This is a genomic window from Gemmatimonas sp. (assembly GCF_031426495.1).
Lineage (GTDB): Bacteria > Gemmatimonadota > Gemmatimonadetes > Gemmatimonadales > Gemmatimonadaceae > Gemmatimonas.
The window spans coordinates 1-17,062 of record NZ_JANPLK010000067.1; the positions used below are offsets into that span (position 1 = coordinate 1).

The 17,062-nt window shown below is 60.4% G+C and carries 14 protein-coding genes, 3 pseudogenes, 1 riboswitch and 1 other annotated feature; of the genes and pseudogenes, 6 read left to right on the forward strand and 11 right to left on the reverse strand.

Translation table 11 applies throughout. The features are described 5' to 3' along the window. Nucleotides 1–115 precede the first annotated feature (115 nt). The 8 genes and pseudogenes from RMP10_RS16715 to RMP10_RS16750 form a co-directional block, all read right to left on the reverse strand. A pseudogene (locus RMP10_RS16715) lies at nt 116–439 on the reverse strand (DDE-type integrase/transposase/recombinase); the annotation flags it as partial. 72 nt (nt 440–511) lie between these two features. After that, nucleotides 512–1,291 carry an IS21-like element helper ATPase IstB gene (gene istB, locus RMP10_RS16720; RefSeq protein WP_310571333.1) on the reverse strand — a complete coding sequence of 260 codons (780 nt, stop codon included), beginning with the start codon at nt 1,289–1,291 and terminating at the stop codon, nt 512–514. Nucleotides 1,292–1,311: 20 nt separating this feature from the next. Beyond that, nucleotides 1,312–1,989 carry a hypothetical protein gene (locus RMP10_RS16725; RefSeq protein WP_310571312.1) on the reverse strand — a complete coding sequence of 226 codons (678 nt, stop codon included), beginning with the start codon at nt 1,987–1,989 and terminating at the stop codon, nt 1,312–1,314. A 78-nt stretch (nt 1,990–2,067) separates the two neighbouring features. Continuing rightward, on the reverse strand, nt 2,068–2,553 hold the full coding sequence (locus RMP10_RS16730) for a helix-turn-helix domain-containing protein (protein WP_310571313.1): 486 nt from the start codon (nt 2,551–2,553) through the stop codon (nt 2,068–2,070). Between the two features lie 162 nt (nt 2,554–2,715). Beyond that, nucleotides 2,716–3,307 (reverse strand): annotated as a pseudogene (locus RMP10_RS16735) (IS3 family transposase); the annotation flags it as partial. Further along, nucleotides 2,914–3,030: a sequence feature (AL1L pseudoknot), on the reverse strand. It overlaps the preceding pseudogene by 117 nt. Nucleotides 3,308–3,354: 47 nt before the next feature. Next, entirely contained in the window at nt 3,355–3,888 is a 534-nt protein-coding gene (locus tag RMP10_RS16740) for an acyltransferase (RefSeq protein ID WP_310571314.1), read from the reverse strand. Nucleotides 3,889–3,946: 58 nt separating this feature from the next. Next, nucleotides 3,947–4,588, reverse strand: a complete 642-nt coding sequence (locus tag RMP10_RS16745) for a GNAT family N-acetyltransferase (RefSeq protein ID WP_310571315.1) — start codon at nt 4,586–4,588, stop codon at nt 3,947–3,949. A gap of 32 nt (nt 4,589–4,620) precedes the next feature. Next, nucleotides 4,621–6,240, reverse strand: coding sequence for an amino acid adenylation domain-containing protein (locus RMP10_RS16750; RefSeq protein WP_310571316.1), 1,620 nt, complete (start codon nt 6,238–6,240; stop codon nt 4,621–4,623). A 787-nt stretch (nt 6,241–7,027) separates the two neighbouring features. Between RMP10_RS16750 and RMP10_RS16755 the strand changes: the two genes are divergently transcribed. Further along, the gene (locus RMP10_RS16755; RefSeq protein ID WP_310571317.1) at nt 7,028–7,195 is read left to right on the forward strand and encodes a hypothetical protein; all 168 of its coding nucleotides are present in this window, start codon (nt 7,028–7,030) and stop codon (nt 7,193–7,195) included. Nucleotides 7,196–7,269: 74 nt separating this feature from the next. Here RMP10_RS16755 and RMP10_RS16760 read toward each other — a convergent pair. The 3 genes and pseudogenes from RMP10_RS16760 to RMP10_RS16770 form a co-directional block, all read right to left on the reverse strand. Next, nucleotides 7,270–8,333 (reverse strand): annotated as a pseudogene (locus tag RMP10_RS16760) (IS3 family transposase); the annotation flags it as partial. A 1,089-nt stretch (nt 8,334–9,422) separates the two neighbouring features. Continuing rightward, nucleotides 9,423–10,346, reverse strand: coding sequence for a hypothetical protein (locus RMP10_RS16765; RefSeq protein ID WP_310571318.1), 924 nt, complete (start codon nt 10,344–10,346; stop codon nt 9,423–9,425). Nucleotides 10,347–10,651: 305 nt separating this feature from the next. Further along, entirely contained in the window at nt 10,652–10,966 is a 315-nt protein-coding gene (locus RMP10_RS16770; protein WP_310571319.1) for a TSUP family transporter, read from the reverse strand. Between the two features lie 141 nt (nt 10,967–11,107). Between RMP10_RS16770 and RMP10_RS16775 the strand changes: the two genes are divergently transcribed. The 5 genes from RMP10_RS16775 to RMP10_RS16795 all read left to right on the forward strand — a co-directional run bounded on the left by RMP10_RS16775 (nt 11,108) and on the right by RMP10_RS16795 (nt 16,983). Then, the gene (locus RMP10_RS16775) at nt 11,108–11,317 is read left to right on the forward strand and encodes a hypothetical protein (RefSeq protein WP_310571320.1); all 210 of its coding nucleotides are present in this window, start codon (nt 11,108–11,110) and stop codon (nt 11,315–11,317) included. An 86-nt stretch (nt 11,318–11,403) separates the two neighbouring features. Next, entirely contained in the window at nt 11,404–11,637 is a 234-nt protein-coding gene (locus RMP10_RS16780) for a hypothetical protein (protein ID WP_310571321.1), read from the forward strand. Nucleotides 11,638–12,632: 995 nt separating this feature from the next. Then, nucleotides 12,633–12,729: riboswitch (cyclic di-GMP riboswitch) on the forward strand. A 43-nt stretch (nt 12,730–12,772) separates the two neighbouring features. Continuing rightward, nucleotides 12,773–14,719 carry an Ig-like domain-containing protein gene (locus tag RMP10_RS16785; protein ID WP_310571322.1) on the forward strand — a complete coding sequence of 649 codons (1,947 nt, stop codon included), beginning with the start codon at nt 12,773–12,775 and terminating at the stop codon, nt 14,717–14,719. Nucleotides 14,720–15,028: 309 nt separating this feature from the next. Then, nucleotides 15,029–15,814 carry a hypothetical protein gene (locus tag RMP10_RS16790; protein ID WP_310571323.1) on the forward strand — a complete coding sequence of 262 codons (786 nt, stop codon included), beginning with the start codon at nt 15,029–15,031 and terminating at the stop codon, nt 15,812–15,814. Between the two features lie 2 nt (nt 15,815–15,816). Beyond that, nucleotides 15,817–16,983: a glycosyltransferase family 4 protein gene (locus RMP10_RS16795; RefSeq protein WP_310571324.1), complete on the forward strand. Its 1,167-nt coding sequence runs from the start codon at nt 15,817–15,819 to the stop codon at nt 16,981–16,983. The last annotated feature ends 79 nt before the right edge of the window (nt 16,984–17,062 follow it).

A 17,062-nucleotide genomic window follows, 5' to 3' on the forward strand; every position in this document is an offset into this window, starting at 1 on the left:
GGGAGCCCCCGGAGAGCGCATTGCCTCCCTCCCGGTCAATTCCTTCATCCATCCTGCGGGTCGCCCCATACACACCTCTTAGTTGAAGGTGTTGCGACGACCGATTGAATCCGCCTTGCGATCCGCGGTCCGAGTGGACCACCAGATCGCCATCGAGGAGACGGTCGTGCAAGGCCTGCTCCAGCGCGTCGAGTACGAGATCCGTGCGCATCGTCGTGTGCGCGCGCCAGCCAACAATGCGACGCGAGAACACGTCGATCACGAACGCGACGTACACAAAGCTGCGCCACGTCGCGACGTACGTGAAGTCCGCGACCCACAGTTGATTGGGACGCTCGGCGTGGAATTGCCGCTGCACCAGATCCTGCGCGAGCTCCGCCGAGGTGTCGGCGATCGTCGTGCGATGGCGCTGGCCCCGCACGACGCCACGCAGGCCCTCGGCGGCCATGTGTCAATGATCGTCTGATTCTCCCCAGGTAGCGATCGTCTCAAATTCCCCACCCGGTGGATCTCACGCCTCGGAGTGAGGGGTGAGAGTGGATTTCATGAGCCCCGCTTTGCGCTTCTCGCGGAGCCGGTAGGAGTCGCCTTTGATGTTGACCGTCGTGGCGTGATGCAGCAGGCGATCGAGGATGGCGCTGGCGATCACCGCGTCGCCGAAGACTTCGCCCCACGCCCCAAGACTCTGATTGCTCGTGAGCAGGATGGCGCCGCGTTCGTAGCGTCGACTGACGAGCTGGAAAAAGAGATTCGCGCCCTGCCGATCGATGGGGATGTAGCCGATTTCGTCGATGATCAAGAGCTTGGGCTGCGTGAGGATCTTGAGACGCTCTTCGAGACGATTCTCGTAGAGAGCTTTGCCGAGCGTGGTAATCAGCGCGGCCGCGGTCGTAAACATCACGCGGAGCCCTAAGCGACACGCTTCGAGGCCGAGGGCGACGCTCAAGTGCGTCTTACCGACACCCGTTGGACCGAGCAAAAGCGCGTTGGCGCCGTTCGCGACGAAGCGCATCGTGGCGAGCTCTTTGATCACTTTCGGATCAATCGATGGCTGCGCTTTCCAGTCGAAGCCGTCGAGGGTTTTGTGAAAAGGAAAGCGCGCCATCTGCACGCGCATCGCTTGATGCTTTTCTATCTTTGCCGCGACTTCGGTCTCGAGCACCGACTGCAGAAACGCGCTGTAGCTCAGCTCCTGCTGCGCGGCCTGCTCGAGCAGCGTCGGCAGCGTCTGTGCGACGCGCGTGAGACGCAGGTGCTGGCAGTGGGTGCCGAGCACTTCGAGCTCCGCCATCGGCGAGATCGGATCGCGACTCATGCGGCCACCTCGGTGCTCGACGACGCGGCGAAGCGCTCGTACACGCTTAGATCGCGTATGGCGACGTCGCCGCTCGTGACGTACCGCGGATCGTACTGCGGGGGCATCGCCGCGAGCGGCGTGCGGTCGACGCGCAGGAGGCCGGCATAGTGCGCGGGCACCATCACGACCTGCTGACGCCCTTGGCGCGCATGCGTGGCCACCAGAGTGTCCTGCTGCCAGATCGTAAAGTCGGTCGCGTGCTCGCGTACCGTCACCGTCGTGCCCGCGAGATGCGCCGGCACGCTATAACGCGAGCCGTCGATACTCACGAGCGCGTCATTCGCCACGACGCGTTCACGCACGTGCGCAAACGCATACGGCGGACGTCCGTCGAGCGCGGTCAGCGCTTCGCGTGCGAAGCGATCGGCGGGCCGCTCATGCGTCGTGCCGTGCACGCGCTGATCGGCGACGGTCGTGGCCCACTCCACCAGCCACGCGTTGAGATGCGCCCACGAGTGAAAGCGCTTGCCGGCGAGCGCATTGCGCGCCACGTACTTCACGCCCGACTCCACCTTGCCTTTCGTCTGCGGCCGATACGGTGCGCACGCCCACGGCCGAAAGCCGTAGTAGCCGGCGAAGTCTGCGTAGGTCGGATGCCACGTGATGTTGCCGCGCGTATGCGCGAGTACCATCGCGCGCGCATTGTCGACGACTATGCGGTCCGTGACGCCGCCGAAATGCTGGAAGGCGAGTTCATGCCCACCGAGCCACTAGCGCAGCCGCTGGCGCGCAAACGCGACCGCGAAGAGGCGGCGCGAAAAGCCGAGGGTCATGACGAAGATCTGCGCCGCCACCTGGACATCGGCGATCCACACGCGGACTTGGCCGAGGTCGACCTGCGCTTGCTCGCCTGGCCCCGTCTCGAAGCGCACCGTCGCCATCGGTGTCGCGGTGGCCCGCAGCGGCGCGATCGCGCGGCGCACGATGATCACCGACCCCGTGAAGCCTTGCTCGCACAGCTCACGGTGCAGCACGGTGGCATTGAAGTCGACCTCCGGTGCGCGCTGCGCGATCCATGCCCGATGCGGGTCCAGCAGCGACACCGCCGGGCGAGCCGCTCGCTCGACATACGCGCCGCGCCGGCCCCATGCCCGGACCGTCTTGCGGTCGAGACCGTACGCCCGCGCGATGGAGGACACGCCCTCGCCGCGGGCCAAGGCTTGGACGACCTGCTCCACCACCGTCTCCGTCACCATCGTCTCCACTCCGGGCCAAGGCTGCCCGAAAGATGCCGCCGAAGACTCGGTCGTCCTGCCGTCCCACGCCCCAGGTCCTGCTGTCATCGCCCAGCTCCCGCAGAAGGGGTGGGGAATACCACACGATCGCTACCTGGGGAATTTCACGCGATCGATGACAGCCATGAGCCGAGCGACCGTGCATCGTGCCACGGTCTGCCCGTCGCGCAACAATTGCTGCCACACTTTACGCACGCCATACACGCCGCGGTTGCGCTCCCACACGCGCTGGACCTGCTCGCGCAGGTCGTCGTCGCGCTGCGCTCGCGCGCAACGCTGCGTCGGATCTGCTTGGCGTGCACGATACGTGTAGTAGCCGGACGGTGCGATCGCCAAGACGCGGCAGATCGGCTCGACACCGTACAGCGCGCGCTCCTCGTCAATGAACGCGTACATCAGCGTGTGAGGCGGTCGAGCTCCGCCGCCGCGAAAAACGCACTCGCCTTGCGGAGGATGTCATTCGCTCGCTTCAGCTCACGATTTTCGCGCTCGAGTGCGGCCAGGCGATCCGCGTCACCGCTCGTCGGACCGGACCGCTCACCGGCGTCCTGCTCCGCCTCCACCGCCGCAGCGTCTCCTTCGTGCAGCCCAACTTCGGTGCAATCGCCGAAATGGCCGCCCACTGGAACGGATGGTGCGGCAACTGCTCGCGGACCAATCGGACGGCCCGCTCACGGACCTCAGGACTGAATCGATGCGCTCGGGATTTCGCCATAGCTCCAAGTTCTCACAAAGTGGAGCCTCCTGTAATCCCGGGGCGGTTCAATCGGTCACCTTCCCCGCGATGCGCGCGGGATTGCCGACCACAATCACGTTGGGTGGGAAACTGCCAGAACAGACTGAGCCGAAGCTGACGACGGAGTTTTCGCCAATAGTTGTGCCGGGAAGCACACCTGCTGCGGCAGCAACCCATACATTGCGACCGAGACGCACGGGGGCACACCGGACGGGAGCGTCGGGGGAGTGGCGGTTAACGGCGGTGCTATGAAAGTCGCTATCCATGATTCTGCAGTCGGCCACAATGCAGTCCTGACCAATCTCGATAACATCAACGCATCCCATACGCACGCCCGCAAGGCGCGTGTTGTCGCCAACTGTTATTAACGCATCAACGCTGTGAGTCCACGGCGTGACGTGCTGCCACACCGTAACGTTCTTGCCAAATTCCACGCGCCCAGGGCCTTTGATTGATAGGCTGCCAAATACTCGAAACCCGGGGCCGGCCGTGAAGCGCCGACCGAGCACGCGGTACAAAAGCTTGTAATAGTGTCCCTTGGTCGTCGCTAAAATGAACAATAAGCCGCTCTTAGGTGACCTAAGGCCGCGACGGAGAAGCGAAGCTGGAGACGTAGAACTAGCTGACATTTGGAACACTTTGAGAAGGAAGTGCCGAAATGTCGCTCACTCTGAGCGCGAGGTGCAGAAATTCGAGTGTGCGCCCAGAGGCGGCATCCTCGACGCGTGCGCGGCCGATCTCATGAAAGTCAGCGCGATCGTAAAACTTGCGAGCGCGACAATTATCCGTGGATACGTCGAGTACGAGTCGCACGGCACCTGACGAGCGTGCCTGGCTAATAGCAGCCGCAAGGAGGATTTGCCCGACTTTCGGGATGCCACAGTGCGCCAGCACGGCGATTCGGCTAAGGTACGAGTCGGTTGATTGCAGACGCACGCCCACTGAAGCGGCGAGTTGCAGTCGACGGACGAGTTGGGGCTCCGATGCCGCAAGCTTGGACCGAGCGATCCACATTGCTCCCTTCAGACGCACTGTCTTTAACTCTGCAGCGGTAAGTACCGCGAGGAGGCCGATCAATTTTCCGGCGGTATCGCACGCGACCGTTGAGAAGCGAGGCTGGAACTCAGCAACCTGAGCATCAATCAGTCCAGAATAGAATCTTTCTTGGACTTCCGCGTCGTCGAAAACGAAAGCGTCGTGCGCAGCTGACGCGAGTCGTGCGAGACGCGCCAACATTTCCACGTCGTCAGCCGACGCCATGCGAAGCGCAATAGGGTTGATTACCGGTACCGTCACTCTAACGTGCCCTGCTCCAACCAGAGAGCGAGTTCGCGACGATCGATTTTGCCGTTTGCATTGACTGGGAAGTCCTCGATCATGATGAACCGCTCGGGCACCATGTAGTCAGGGAGCTCCGTACGTGCTGCCGAGCGTAGGGCATCCACGTTAACGCCGCGGCCCGACACGAACGCCACAACCCGCTGCGCCGACCCGTCTACAATCGGCCATCCTAACGCCGCTGCTTGTCCCACTCCTTCCCCCTTGAGCAGCACGGCCTCGATCTCACCTAATTCTACTCGGAAGCCGAGCAGCTTAATCTGGTTGTCCGTGCGACCGATGAACGCGTAATTTCCAGTGGGAAGACGCTCCACTCGGTCGCCAGTGCGGTAAAACAGCTTCTCAACAGTGTCCGCGACAGGCAACGTAACGAAACGCTCGCGTGTACGCTCCTCATCGGACCAATAACCTGGCGTAGTCTGCGGGCCGCACACGAGCAATTCTCCTCTCTGGCCCTCGCCAACAGGCTCGAGGGCGTCGTCAACAAGCAGCGCGGCTAGCCCAGGGAATGGGCGGCCGATTGGCACAATTCCTTGCACGGATTCTTGAGGCGAAACATCAGCGCGCCAATGGTAGCTGAAGCAAGCGATCGTCAGTTCCGTGGGGCCATACAGATTCTCCACGCGCGAGTTGCCCGCAGCGGTCTGCCATGCGTCCGCGAGCGCCGCGGGAAGCGGCTCACCGCAGAAAAGACTTAGTCGCAATGAGGGCATCGAACCTACCTTAAGCATCCCCTTCTTGAACGCGAGGGCCGCGGCTGAGGGGACGGAAAACCATGACGTCAATTCTCGGAAGTTGACGAACCGCACCGGCGCGAGCGTATCAATGGGCCGTGGGACGTGCAATGAAGCGCCCGCGCCCCACGTAGCGAATAAGTCATGAACCGAGAGGTCGAATGTCTGATCAAAGAGCTGGGAGCAGCGGTCATTCGGACCGAGGTCGTAGCGCGCGGCGACGACATCCAGATAGTGAACTACATTACTGTGACAAACGCCGACGCCCTTCGGCTCTCCAGTTGTGCCAGAGGTGAAGAGCAGGTAAGCAATGTCGTCCGGCACCATCGGGGGCAACTCGTGAAGAGGCGGCGCAGTGCGTAGGTCGTCTTCTCCGCTGGCGTTATGGTCTAGCGTTCGTGCGATCTCGAACGCTGCACCATCAGGCACTATCAAGAGTAGCGGTTTTTCCACGCCGGCAAGCACGTCATGTAACTGCGGGGCCGAGCCGGCATCAACAATTATCGCGTCAAGTCGTGAACGGCGTATCATCGCGGCTGTCCGCGCTACGGTAAAGCGTCGGTTCAGCGGAACGAAGGCGGCGCCGGCGTACATCGCAGCGAGCGTACCTGTGTAAGCTTCTATGCTACGGCTCGCGAATATGCCCACGCGTGAAGCGGCGAACCCCAATCGATCAACAATCAACCCAGCGATGCGACGGGCTCGTGTATCAAGCTCCGCATAGGTGAAATTTTCACCATCTACCGTGAGCGCCAACCGTTCGGGGTACCGTGCTACACTTGACAGGAAGCCGGTGCGCAGAGAGCGGGAGTCCTCAGCGTCCAGCGGACCGCGCATCATCGAGCCTCAGGCGCTGGCCTGTGGGATCGAATAAAATTTCGGATTGCGCAAAGATCCGTGAGTTCAACAACATCGTCGTCAGAGATAGTAACATTAAACTCTGACTCTAATGCAATCATTAGAGTGACGTGGTTCAGGGAGTCCCACTCCGGCGTCTTTCCGAATCCGAGATCGTCATTGACGGCGGACACGTCGAGTCGGAGAGCGTTAGCAACCACTGTGTTCAACTCGAGCGACACGATCACTCCACCGGAGTAGGGATAGGAAGGGATGTCGGGCAAACGGACATCGCAAAAGCCTTTTGTGCCGCCTTGGGCAGCACACGAAATCGTTTGGGCCGCCACATACAACAGAATAACGTCGGATTGAGAGTTCTTCGAGGGAAAACTGGCATGCGCGAGATCCCCCGTCAACCGGCGCACTCGATGTGACGTGGTCTGCCCCCCGAATCCTTATCCAGCGGGACTCACAAAATGGCGGTACGATAGACGCTGGCCATGAGCCCCGGACGGGGGCGGAGGACAGCGGATACGGACCAGCAAGTACAGCCCGGAACAAATCGCGCAGGCGCTGCGGCAGGCGGAGAGAGGGACGCCCATAGTGGACATCTGCCGTAAGCTCTAGGTGACGGAGCAGACGTTTTTTCGATGGCGAAAGAAGTTCGGCGAGCTCGGGACGCCGGAGATCCGCGAGCTGCGCCAGCTCCGGGAGGAGAACCGGAAGCTTAAGCAGCTGTTCGCCGACTTGAGCCTCGACAAAACGATGCTGCAGGACTCGCCCCGAAAAAATGGTAGACCCAGCGCAGCGGCGGACGTGGGTGCGCTGGGTGCAGGAGGCGTATGCGGTCTCGGAACGGACCGCGTGTGCGGCTGGTGGCGTCGCGCGCTCCAGCGTGCGCTACGCGAGCGTGGCGGCACCGCAGGAACCGCTGAGGCAGCGCCTGCGGGTGACGTGACCCCAAACACTGATCCAACCATTCTGTCAGTCGGAGGGTTGGTAGTGTAGCACCATTTTCTGCTGGTGTCTGTTGGCAAACTCACTGGGGGTACATCCCGTGAGGCCGCTGTGCGGCCGAACGGAGTTGTAGTCCAGTCGAAATGCTTCAATGGTACGCTGGGCATCCGCCAGGCTGACGAACCAACTTTCGTTGAGGCATTCGTCCCGAAGCCTGCCGTTGAAGCTCTCGATGAAGCAGTTCTGCACTGGCTTGCCTGGCTCGATGAATTGCAACGTCACCCCATGCTGATGCGCCCAGCGGGCGAGTGCTTCGCCCCGAAACTCCGGGCCGTTGTCGCACACGATGACCTCGGGATAGCCGCGCACCCGCGCGACCTGCTCCAGCTCGCGCACGACTCGTTCGCCCGGCAACGAACGGTCGACCGCGATGACCGGGCAGTCGCGACTGAAATCGTCCACGATGAACAGCGCACGAATCTTCCGTCCATCGGCCAAGGCGTCGCTGACAAAGTCCATGCTCCAGCGGATGTTCACGGTGATGGGCATGCTTCGCGGCACGCGCTCGACGGCGACCCGTTTCCGCGCACGACGCCGCACCGACAAGCCGGCCTCGCGGTACACGCGCTGCACGCGCTTCCTATTCACCGTCATGCCCTCGCGACGCAGCAGCCGGTACAAGCGGCGATAGCCCCAGCGGGGTCGCAGGAGGGCCAGGGTGTGCAGCCGCTCGCGCAGCACCGTGTCGCTGGCACGTCGCGCGGCGTAGCGCTGCGTCGAACGGGAGAAGCCGGTAAAGCGGAAGGCTTGTCGCTCGGAAATCCCGGCGGCTTTCATGGCGCTGGTGACGGCCGTCCGCCGCTGCTCGGGCGTCACCACTTTTTTCCCAGCAGGTCTTTCACGACCTGCAGATTGAGCGCTTGATCCGCCACCAACCGCTTCAGCTGCCGATTCTCCTCCTCGAGCGCCTTCAGTCGCTTGGCCTCGGTCGCCTGCATGCCGCCGTACTTCTTCTTCCAGCGATAGAGCGTTTGCTCCGTCACCCCGTGCCTGCGGACGAGGTCAACCATCTTCGCTCCCGCATCCCACTCGTGCAGCACCGCGATGATGTGCTCGTCCGTGAACCGGCTCTTCCGCATCCGTCCTCCTGGTGAGGACTGACATAATACTTGGATCAGCTTTCGGGGGTCACGTCACAACATGGATGTCGCGTAATACTTGCAGAACAGAATGCAAGATGTCAGCGTCCCTTTGCTAACCACCCGACAGCATTCCTCAACAAGTACATGAATCCAGAGAGCTCCGCCTCAAATTCTATTGTGTGAACATTGTCCCCGTCAAGAAATCGCGGAAGTGCCTGCAAATTTGACCCTGGAAATGCGAGTCCGGGCCGCGTCGTAGTAGAGCCAAGAATCCCCAACGTTTCGAGTGCAATTTCACTTTCCCTACTGGTCCTGCCTGACGGATAGCAGAAATGACGAAAGCTGGTTGCCTCCGCTCCGAGAATCGTCGACAAAGCAACGGCGTTCATGTCAATTTCTCGCTGCACGGATGCAGAGCTCATGTCATGCAGAGAGTGTGAATGTGTGTGGAGTTGTACATCGACCACGCCGCGCCGATAGATTTCACTGATTTCACCAGAAGTCATGTAGCCAAATGCGCGCGACTCAACCAGTATTTCCACGTCTATACCTAGAGCGGCGCCGAACGTCCTCGTTGCATCTTCACGCCGCGCGAGGGGAAACGTTGCATTCGTCGCCTCCGCCAGGAGTTCTTGATCCTCCGCTCTTAGAAGTGGCCTGCCGGCACCGATGTGGAGGTAGTTCGCCATAACGTGCCAGATTGGCCCGCCTGCGAGCAAGTGTGCTGTATCGCAGTAAACAGTAGCCGGCATCACTCGCGCCTCTAGAGCCGGAACCATGTGCGCCGCGGTGCTGTACCATCCGTCGTCAATGGTTATAACGGTCGCACAGTCAGGAAGGGGACTGTTGTACCTAAGCGCCATCGTTGCTTCGTGTAACGACACTACTGGATACGACAATCTCTTGATGTGGTCCAACCGACTTGCAAAGGTTTTTGGTTGGATGAACATGCTATCGCCGGAGAATGTCGGCGCGCCCATCCACGCCCCGTGGTAACAAAGAAAACGAACACCGTGTCGAGTCCGCCTTCGCGCTGACTCAAATAATCCCGCGGCCTTTGCGGCTTGTAGAAAGGTCAGCTTTGCTTCACGTCTCATTGAGGACTCGCTTGCTACGTGAAACCTCTGCCCATCGAAGGAGGGCATCGCGCCGCCAAACTAGCATGTAGCTCGTTGGTTTATAACTACCACTTTCAAACGCCTCGCGTCGAGTGGCCGAGGTACTAGTCGCGAGGCCTGCGTCCTTTTCGCTTGACCCGCAGCGAAGGAAGAAGGCTCCCCCTTGTTCAGGTATCTCGCGGAGATAAGCCAGCCTCGGGCTGATCGGCAATACGTCTGGATCGTAGAACCAGCTCGCGCCGAGCATTCCGAGACATTTGGCATCCGCGCTTAAGAGGTCCGCTACGAGCAAGTAACACTGGTCCCAACCTTCCTTTGTAAAGCCATCCAACATTGGCGTATGAGTGTGAATTTCGTAATAGGGCTTCACCTTCATATCTCCGAGGACATTCCGGCCTAGCGTAAGCGCCTGCCGCAGATCTCCTTTGAAAAACAGTCGACGGGGAATGCCAGCGGTGCGCTCCACTACCTGAGCAACGCACGGCCAAGCCTCACCGATGCACATCGCCAAGTCCTTTTGAAAAGCATCATTTTGGAAACTGATATCACTCGCCTGTGCTGTTCTTAGATTGCCCAAAATCCTCTTTCCCTGCCGTGTCATCTGCAGAATGATTGATGTTGGGATCCTCTCATCTGCGTAACGTTTGCCGAGTTGCGCAAGCAGTTGCGCTGCAACGATTGGAGCTAAGGACGGCATCTCTGACTCAAAGCGAAACGCCTGCTCCGGAATTTGGTGGTACTTTGCTCCGACCATGTTTCGCTTAATCAAGTCGGCCAATTCGTTAGCTGCCGCACCCGCTTGAGGCGGCATGCTCGCCAGAAGCTGGTCGGCCACACTCTGCGCATCGCGGCAGAGTTCGTCCATCGTCAGTCGCGCTTCTTGTATGTTCATGAGCCCAGTCCTTGAGATGGTCCCTAACCGTGAAGGCGAAGCTTCGCGGAATCAACGATTAACCAGCTTGAATTGCCGAATTTGCACAAAGGTTCCAGAGCGCGGAACATTAGTGAACACCTTCGGACCGGAACTTGACCAACCTCTTGGCGACAACAAATCGCCAAACTTTTGGCAGAGAAGCCTCCGCTTGACAAGTTAGCACGGCAACATTCTGCAGGCGATCGAGGGGAGCTAATTCAACATCACTCCACGCACAGCTTGACCGCCATCCCCGCCATCAGCACCGCGAACGTCCGCCATGATCACCACGGCATCAACGTGACCACGGCATCAACGTGCATGGCGATCTGGGCGCCGAAGAATGCGCCGGCGGTCATGCCGATTGCGATGAGCAGGCCGTCCTTGATCTGCAGGTGGCCGGTACGGTAGTACGTCGACGCTCCGAGGGCAGCGCTCAGAGGCAGTACGAAAGCTGCGAGTGACGCGACGCCGGCCCGTTGCGACGGCAGCTTGGCCAGGTGAATCGGCGGCGGCACCATGAGGATGCCGCCGCCGATGCCGGAGATATCGGAGAGCACGCTGGCACCGACTCCGATGACGATCAGCAGGGGGATCATCAGGACAAGAATAGCGCCATTTTTTCACGGATGCTTTCCAACTTGTCTGTAGTGCGTTTGAAGCGCCTGCTCGATACGCCCGGTCCGCTGGGCTAGCAGGGCGCGTCGGCCAGCGATTAGCGTGCCGAAGCGGCCACGTTCTTGTCCGCGAAGGCCGAAGTCATCGGCAACAGCCTCGCCAGCGTAGGCAGCAACTGTGGCCCGACTATTCTGATGGCCGGTCATATCGACGAGATCGGTGTCATCGTCACCTGCGTCGACGAGAACGGCTACCTACTTCGACCTAATCGGCGGCTGGAATCCGCAGGTACTCGCCGCGCAGCGCATGCGTTTCATCAGACGCAACGCTGACGTGATCGGCGCGTAGCCGAATCACCTGGTCAAGCCGGCAGAGCGCGAGGACGCGTCGAAGATCACTGACCTGCAGGTCGACATTTGTGAAGAACAAAACCGAGGCGATGGCGTATCTCGAAATCAGCGAAGCTGGCGTGATCGACGCACGCGTCATAGAGATGCTGAACATCCGCAAAGTGTCACACGCCATCGATGACCGTATCGGTGCGTTCGTGGTGCTCGAGTTGCTGTGCAGGTACGCCGCCAAGCCAAGTGCAGCGCAGCCGAGGGCGCATCAACGCCCGCTCGAGTGGTCGCCGTCGCGCTTAATCGCGTAGGGCGCGAGCAATGGCCCCGCCACCGGCCAGGTCATCGAGGGTTCGCTGCGCCGGCTACCGCATCCCGAGCAGAGCTGTCGCGCCTGTCTCGGCCTGGTTGCGCTGCTCAGCCGCGACGACGCTTTCGGCCTCAAAGCGACGTGCGCGTGCGCCGTCGCGGCCGGCACCGTCGCCTCTCGCTCCGTCAATTCGATGCTCGACGCGAACCTCGGGACCGTCCCGCTCGAATCGTCGGCGATCACGACGCGCCCGCCGCGTCGCACGGGCATATCCGCGGGCCTCGCTACTACGACACGACCCTCACGGATCTGTTCGTCGATGATCACCCCTCGCCCTCTCCAAACCGGACTCGCTATGCTGATCGAACAAACGCTCGCGTCGCAGCGGGGGGGGAGTCTCCCTCTGCGGGCGCCCCGTCTTTTCGAATGAACGGTCAAAAAACGTAGGCCATAGTCGGATGCCGTGGGCTCAGCGCACCGTGGATCGGTTTCGCCCGAAATGGGTGATCGGCTTGGAGCGAAACGGGCGGGCGCCATCTAGCGAAATCGGCGCTTGCCGAGTCATGGTCCGCAAAGAGTCCCCCGCGCCCTTAAAATGAGAATCTTCTACGGTAGCTTCTCTCACACAGCAGCTCGTAAATGTTGACGAGGTCGGATAAACTGAACTTTCGTGCGGCTTCGTTCGAAAGGCCGCGTGAGGTTGTTTTTTGGGTCAGACGGAAGAACGTTCTTGTTAAAGAATGTCCAGCGAGGGTTCGGTCGCCGGAGGAGAAATGTAGTTTCTTGCGGAGACGTGAAGTTGGGACAGTGCAACTCCTTACGAGAGCTCGCGATAACCTCCCCTTGTGATTTCGGACCCACTTTTCCTGCAGAAAGTCACTCAGTTTGTGGTTGGCGTCACGCCACGGGATTGCTTGGTTGCCACCTGCCGTGGCATTCGTCAACCCTTCGGTTCAGGTCGGTTCAGGATTCCGCTATCGGAGCCCTGCCCTGTGGGCCGAAATACGGCATAGGCGACGAAAGTCGGCGACGCAAAGCTACGAGGCTACGGCGAAAACCCTCAGGGGGACGCCGTGCCGGTCGAGCCGCCAAAACGCTCTGGAGGGTAGGTGGGACGAAATTGGAGTGCCGACAGGATGATCCTTGCCATAAGTGCAGGTTTGCTGATCAGTGGCTGCGCTGACCAAACGGCGATCACTGCACCAGAAAAATCGCAAGCGATTGCCGTTGACGTCGCATCGGCAACGATGCGTGAAGCAACGACGATGTCAATCGGGCAACAAACGACGCTATGGGTATCGCCCGCCGCGAGAACGAAATCGCGCTCGACGACCCAACCGGTCTGGCGGTCGTCGAATGCGACCGTGGCGTCCGTCGCGGCCCAGCAAAATGGCGGGCAGTACGCCGTAGTGACAGGAGTCGCCAATGGTGCGGCTTATGTCACCGCGCGCACGGCAGCGGGCACCGATTCTTTTTACGTGTTTGTGGGCACGGGGCCCGCAGCACTTCGGTTTAATTCGGCAGGCTTTGGCTTGGCCGTGGGAGACACGGCTCGCACGGTCGTGCAGAATGCCGCTGGCTCCGTCTCCTTTACCTCGCTGAATCCTTCGATCGCTGCTGTAAGCGCCACTGGTCTTATTACGGCGCTCACGGCGGGCCAGACCAGGATTCGCGTCGTTGACGCGCTTGGGGCGATCGGGGAACTTCCGGTAACGGTTACCGCAACCGTCGCACCGCCACCGCCAGTCGGCGGCACGCGCATCGCGGCGCTGCTCACGCGCACATCCGCCGGTTCCGGCACTGTTCTAGTTTCCAGCGGGATTCCGCTGATCCCCGGTGCTTTGCGAGACACCGATCTCGGTTCGGTTCGCGTGTTCGTGGCCGGAACAGAGCAGCGGATTTTCGTCTCCTCGCTGCGCGGGCGCCATCCGGATGGATCGCTCGCCACAATCCTGGTGCAGTTCCCGTACACGCTCTCGGCCGGAACGAACGTCGCGGCCGAAATCGTGCTCGGATCGACACGCACGCTGGCTGATTTGCCGGCACAGACGGACAATCCATCGCTTCCGAGCGGGCTGATTCTGCCGTCGGATCCGGACTACCTCGTGCGGACAAATCTGGTTGGGCCAACGCTTACTGTGGCCGCGACCACTTCGATTTCGACGTTCGCGGCGAAGTTCGACGTCGATTTCAAGACGTACGCCGATCAGCATTGGGCGCAGTCTGGCGATGTATGGGAGCAGAACTACTACGATCGCGCTCAGGTCTATTATGCGCATTGGGTGCGAACCGGAAATCCCGAGTACTGGGTGAGAGGCACGCGGCAGATGCTCGCCTATCGCACCAACTATCTCGAGGCCAACAATTATGGGACGTCACCGCATTGGTCGCAGATGGATGGCATCGCCATTCACTACCAATTGACCGGCGATGAGAAATCGCGCTTTGCGGTGGGCCGTGTATCCGAAGGACTGCGCTACTTCCGTGACAACGCCCGAATTGTGGGCCACCCGGACATCGAGTCCCGTATTCTGGCTCGTACGCTGATGGCGCAGCTGTGGGGCTGGCGATTGCAGGCACGTGGCAATGAAGCGACCGCGACATCTGCTGAAATCTCGACACTTGTGTCGACCATCCTGGGCCTGCAGGCGGATGACGGTGCGTGGCGATACCCTGCAATTTGCTCACCCAACAGTGGATCGCTGACGTACATGGACGGCATGCTCAACGAAGCACTGATTCAGGCATTCACGCATCACAGCGCAAACGCGGCGATTCTGCTCAAGGTCAGAAAGTCCACCGATTACATGTGGAGCCGGTGGAAAGTGGCGACACAGGCCGTCGAATACGCGCCAGGTTGCCCACCGAGTTCGACTGATCCCAATTCGTATGCCGAGCTTAATAACCTAGTGGTGAACAGCTTTGCATGGGTTTACGCGCAGACAGGCGAAGCGGCGTTCAAGCAGAAGGCTGACTCGGTGTTTAACGGTGGTGTTCGGGGTCAGTTCCTTCCCGGTTCAAAACAGTTCAATCAGCAGTACACCACCGGTTACCGCTACTTCTTCTGGCGCTCGGCACGTTAGTTCGACAGATCGGATGTAGCTAGCGGTTGGTTGATCGATCGCCATCAGGATCCGATGCGGTGTCTCAAAGCAAGCTCGACCTTCGCTGTGGCGAAGGTCGAGCTTGTGAGTAAGCACCCGCTTGGCCAACGCGCGAGCTCCGGCGCGCGATATATTCTCTCTCGGTGTGCTTACGACCTAGCCAGGTGATGCCGGGTCAATGCCTTATTCCCAGTCAGTCAAAAGATGGCACAGCTCAACAATCAGCTACCCTTAGCGCAGGTCAGTCTCGCCAGTGTCCGACCTCAACCCGTGACCGACCTTGTTCGCGTGGGTCGAGCGATCGACGGTGGTTACGTCATGCCGGGCCGGGCCGTCGTAACGTGTACCCATCTGGTGGGGATGGGTATCAGTGACGACTGGAGCTTTGAGGAGGACGTGCTTCGCCGCAATCCGTCGATTCGGCTCCTCGCCATCGACGGATCAGTTTCCGCCACCCGATTCGGCATCGTCGCCGTCAAGACACTTTTGGACGGGCTGACACAGCTCGTGAGTGGGAACGTCGCCGGAGCGCGGCGCGCGCTGCTGGAATCCAAGTGGTCCGCGGCAACAGCGGTCAACTTTTATCGCTTTTTTTCCTCGAATGACCGGCGGTTCGTAAAGAAGATGGTTTCGGCAGAACCGTCGCCCAACGGCATTACGTGGCGTGGCGCGCTCGCGCGTCTGAGCGCCGACAGTGGCCAACCCCGATCCATTCTCGTGAAGGTGGATATCGAAGGTGGGGAATATTCCGTGCTCCCCGAGATACTCGGTTCCGCCAAAGAAATCGTCGCGATCATCGTGGAATTCCATGATTGCGGAAAACGCTGGAAGGACTTCGAGACAGCGATCGCGCAGGTGACCGGGATGTTTACCGTCGTGCACGTGCACGGCAACAACTACATGCCGTTGATCCCCGGCACGCAGGTGCCGGAAGTTCTCGAGATCACCTTCCTTCGCAGCGACCTGCTGACGGCAGAGGACTTCCTGGCTGCACCGTTTCTTCAGTATCCAGTGGCCGCTCTCGATATGCCGAACGATGCGAGCAAGAAGGACTATCCCCTGACATTCGAGTGAGCGTGAACGACGTGGACCCGGATCGACCGATCACATACCGATCCGGAGCTTTGCCAAATGCCGCGAAGATCCGGGTTCTCTTTGTGGAGATGGCTTTAGGTTTCGGAGGTTCTGCCAAGAGCTTGTTGGAACTCGTGGCGGCCATGACGGACGTCGAAGCGTTTGTGCTGTCCTCTTTTGCAATCGAGGCAAGCAGTATTCGGGCAATCCGTGTTGCGCCGGCGGAGTATTCTGGGCCAGCATCGCGTGCGATGGGATACCTGAGGGATCTTCAGTTCCAGATAATGTGGATCGCTGCCGTCATTCGCGCGGCGAGAGCGCACAAGGTGGACATCGTTCATGTGAACAATGGCCTCAGTCTGAACGTGGCCGCGATGATTGCCGCACGAGTCCTACGTATTCCGCTGGTGGTCCATCAGCGTGGGTGGGAGGCTCCCTCAAAAAAGCTAGAGCTCGCCAAGCGACTGTTGGGTAAGGCACCTGTTATCGCGATCTCAAAGGCCGTTCGCGATCACCTGCTGACACTTCAGTTGAACGCAGACCGCGTACGCCAGATTTACGATGTCGTGTTGGCGCCGACGAGGCCGACGCAGGAACGCATACCAACTGGTGTGCTTCATGTCGGCATGCACGGCATGCTCACCGAATGGAAAGGGCATCGCCTCTTGATACAGGCCGCCGCCACGCTGAATCAGCTCTCCCCCGGAGCGTTCCGCTTCAGCATCGCAGGTGGAACGGTACCTGGTCAGGAGTCGTACGTGGAAAGCCTCATCAGCGCCATTAGAGAACTGGGTCTCTCAGGGATCGTAGAACTCGTTGGCCACACGGACAACGTCTACGAATTCCTGAACGGAATCGACATCAGCGTGCACGCGTCAATCAGCCCGGAACCGCTTGGTCGCGTCATCGTCGAGGCGCAACTCGCTGGCGTCTGTGTTGTCGCGGCCAATGCGGGCGGTGCCGCCGAACTGGTTTCGGACTCCTGTGGCATTCTCTTAGACCCCACGAGTGTTGATTCACTCGTGCAGGCGATTCAGTCGGCGGCCAGTTCTTCGCAACATCGCGGCGACGTGGCGGCGAGAGGGAGAGACCGTGCACACGATCTTTTCAACACCACTCGCCTCGCGAGCGCGGTACGTGATGTGTATCAGACGCAGACGGGCAGGTGAAGCGCGCCGCCCCTGGCATCTCCCGAACGGGCGTTGCTCGCACGCATGCGAAGCCAGCGCGGGTTTACTCGCGGTCGAG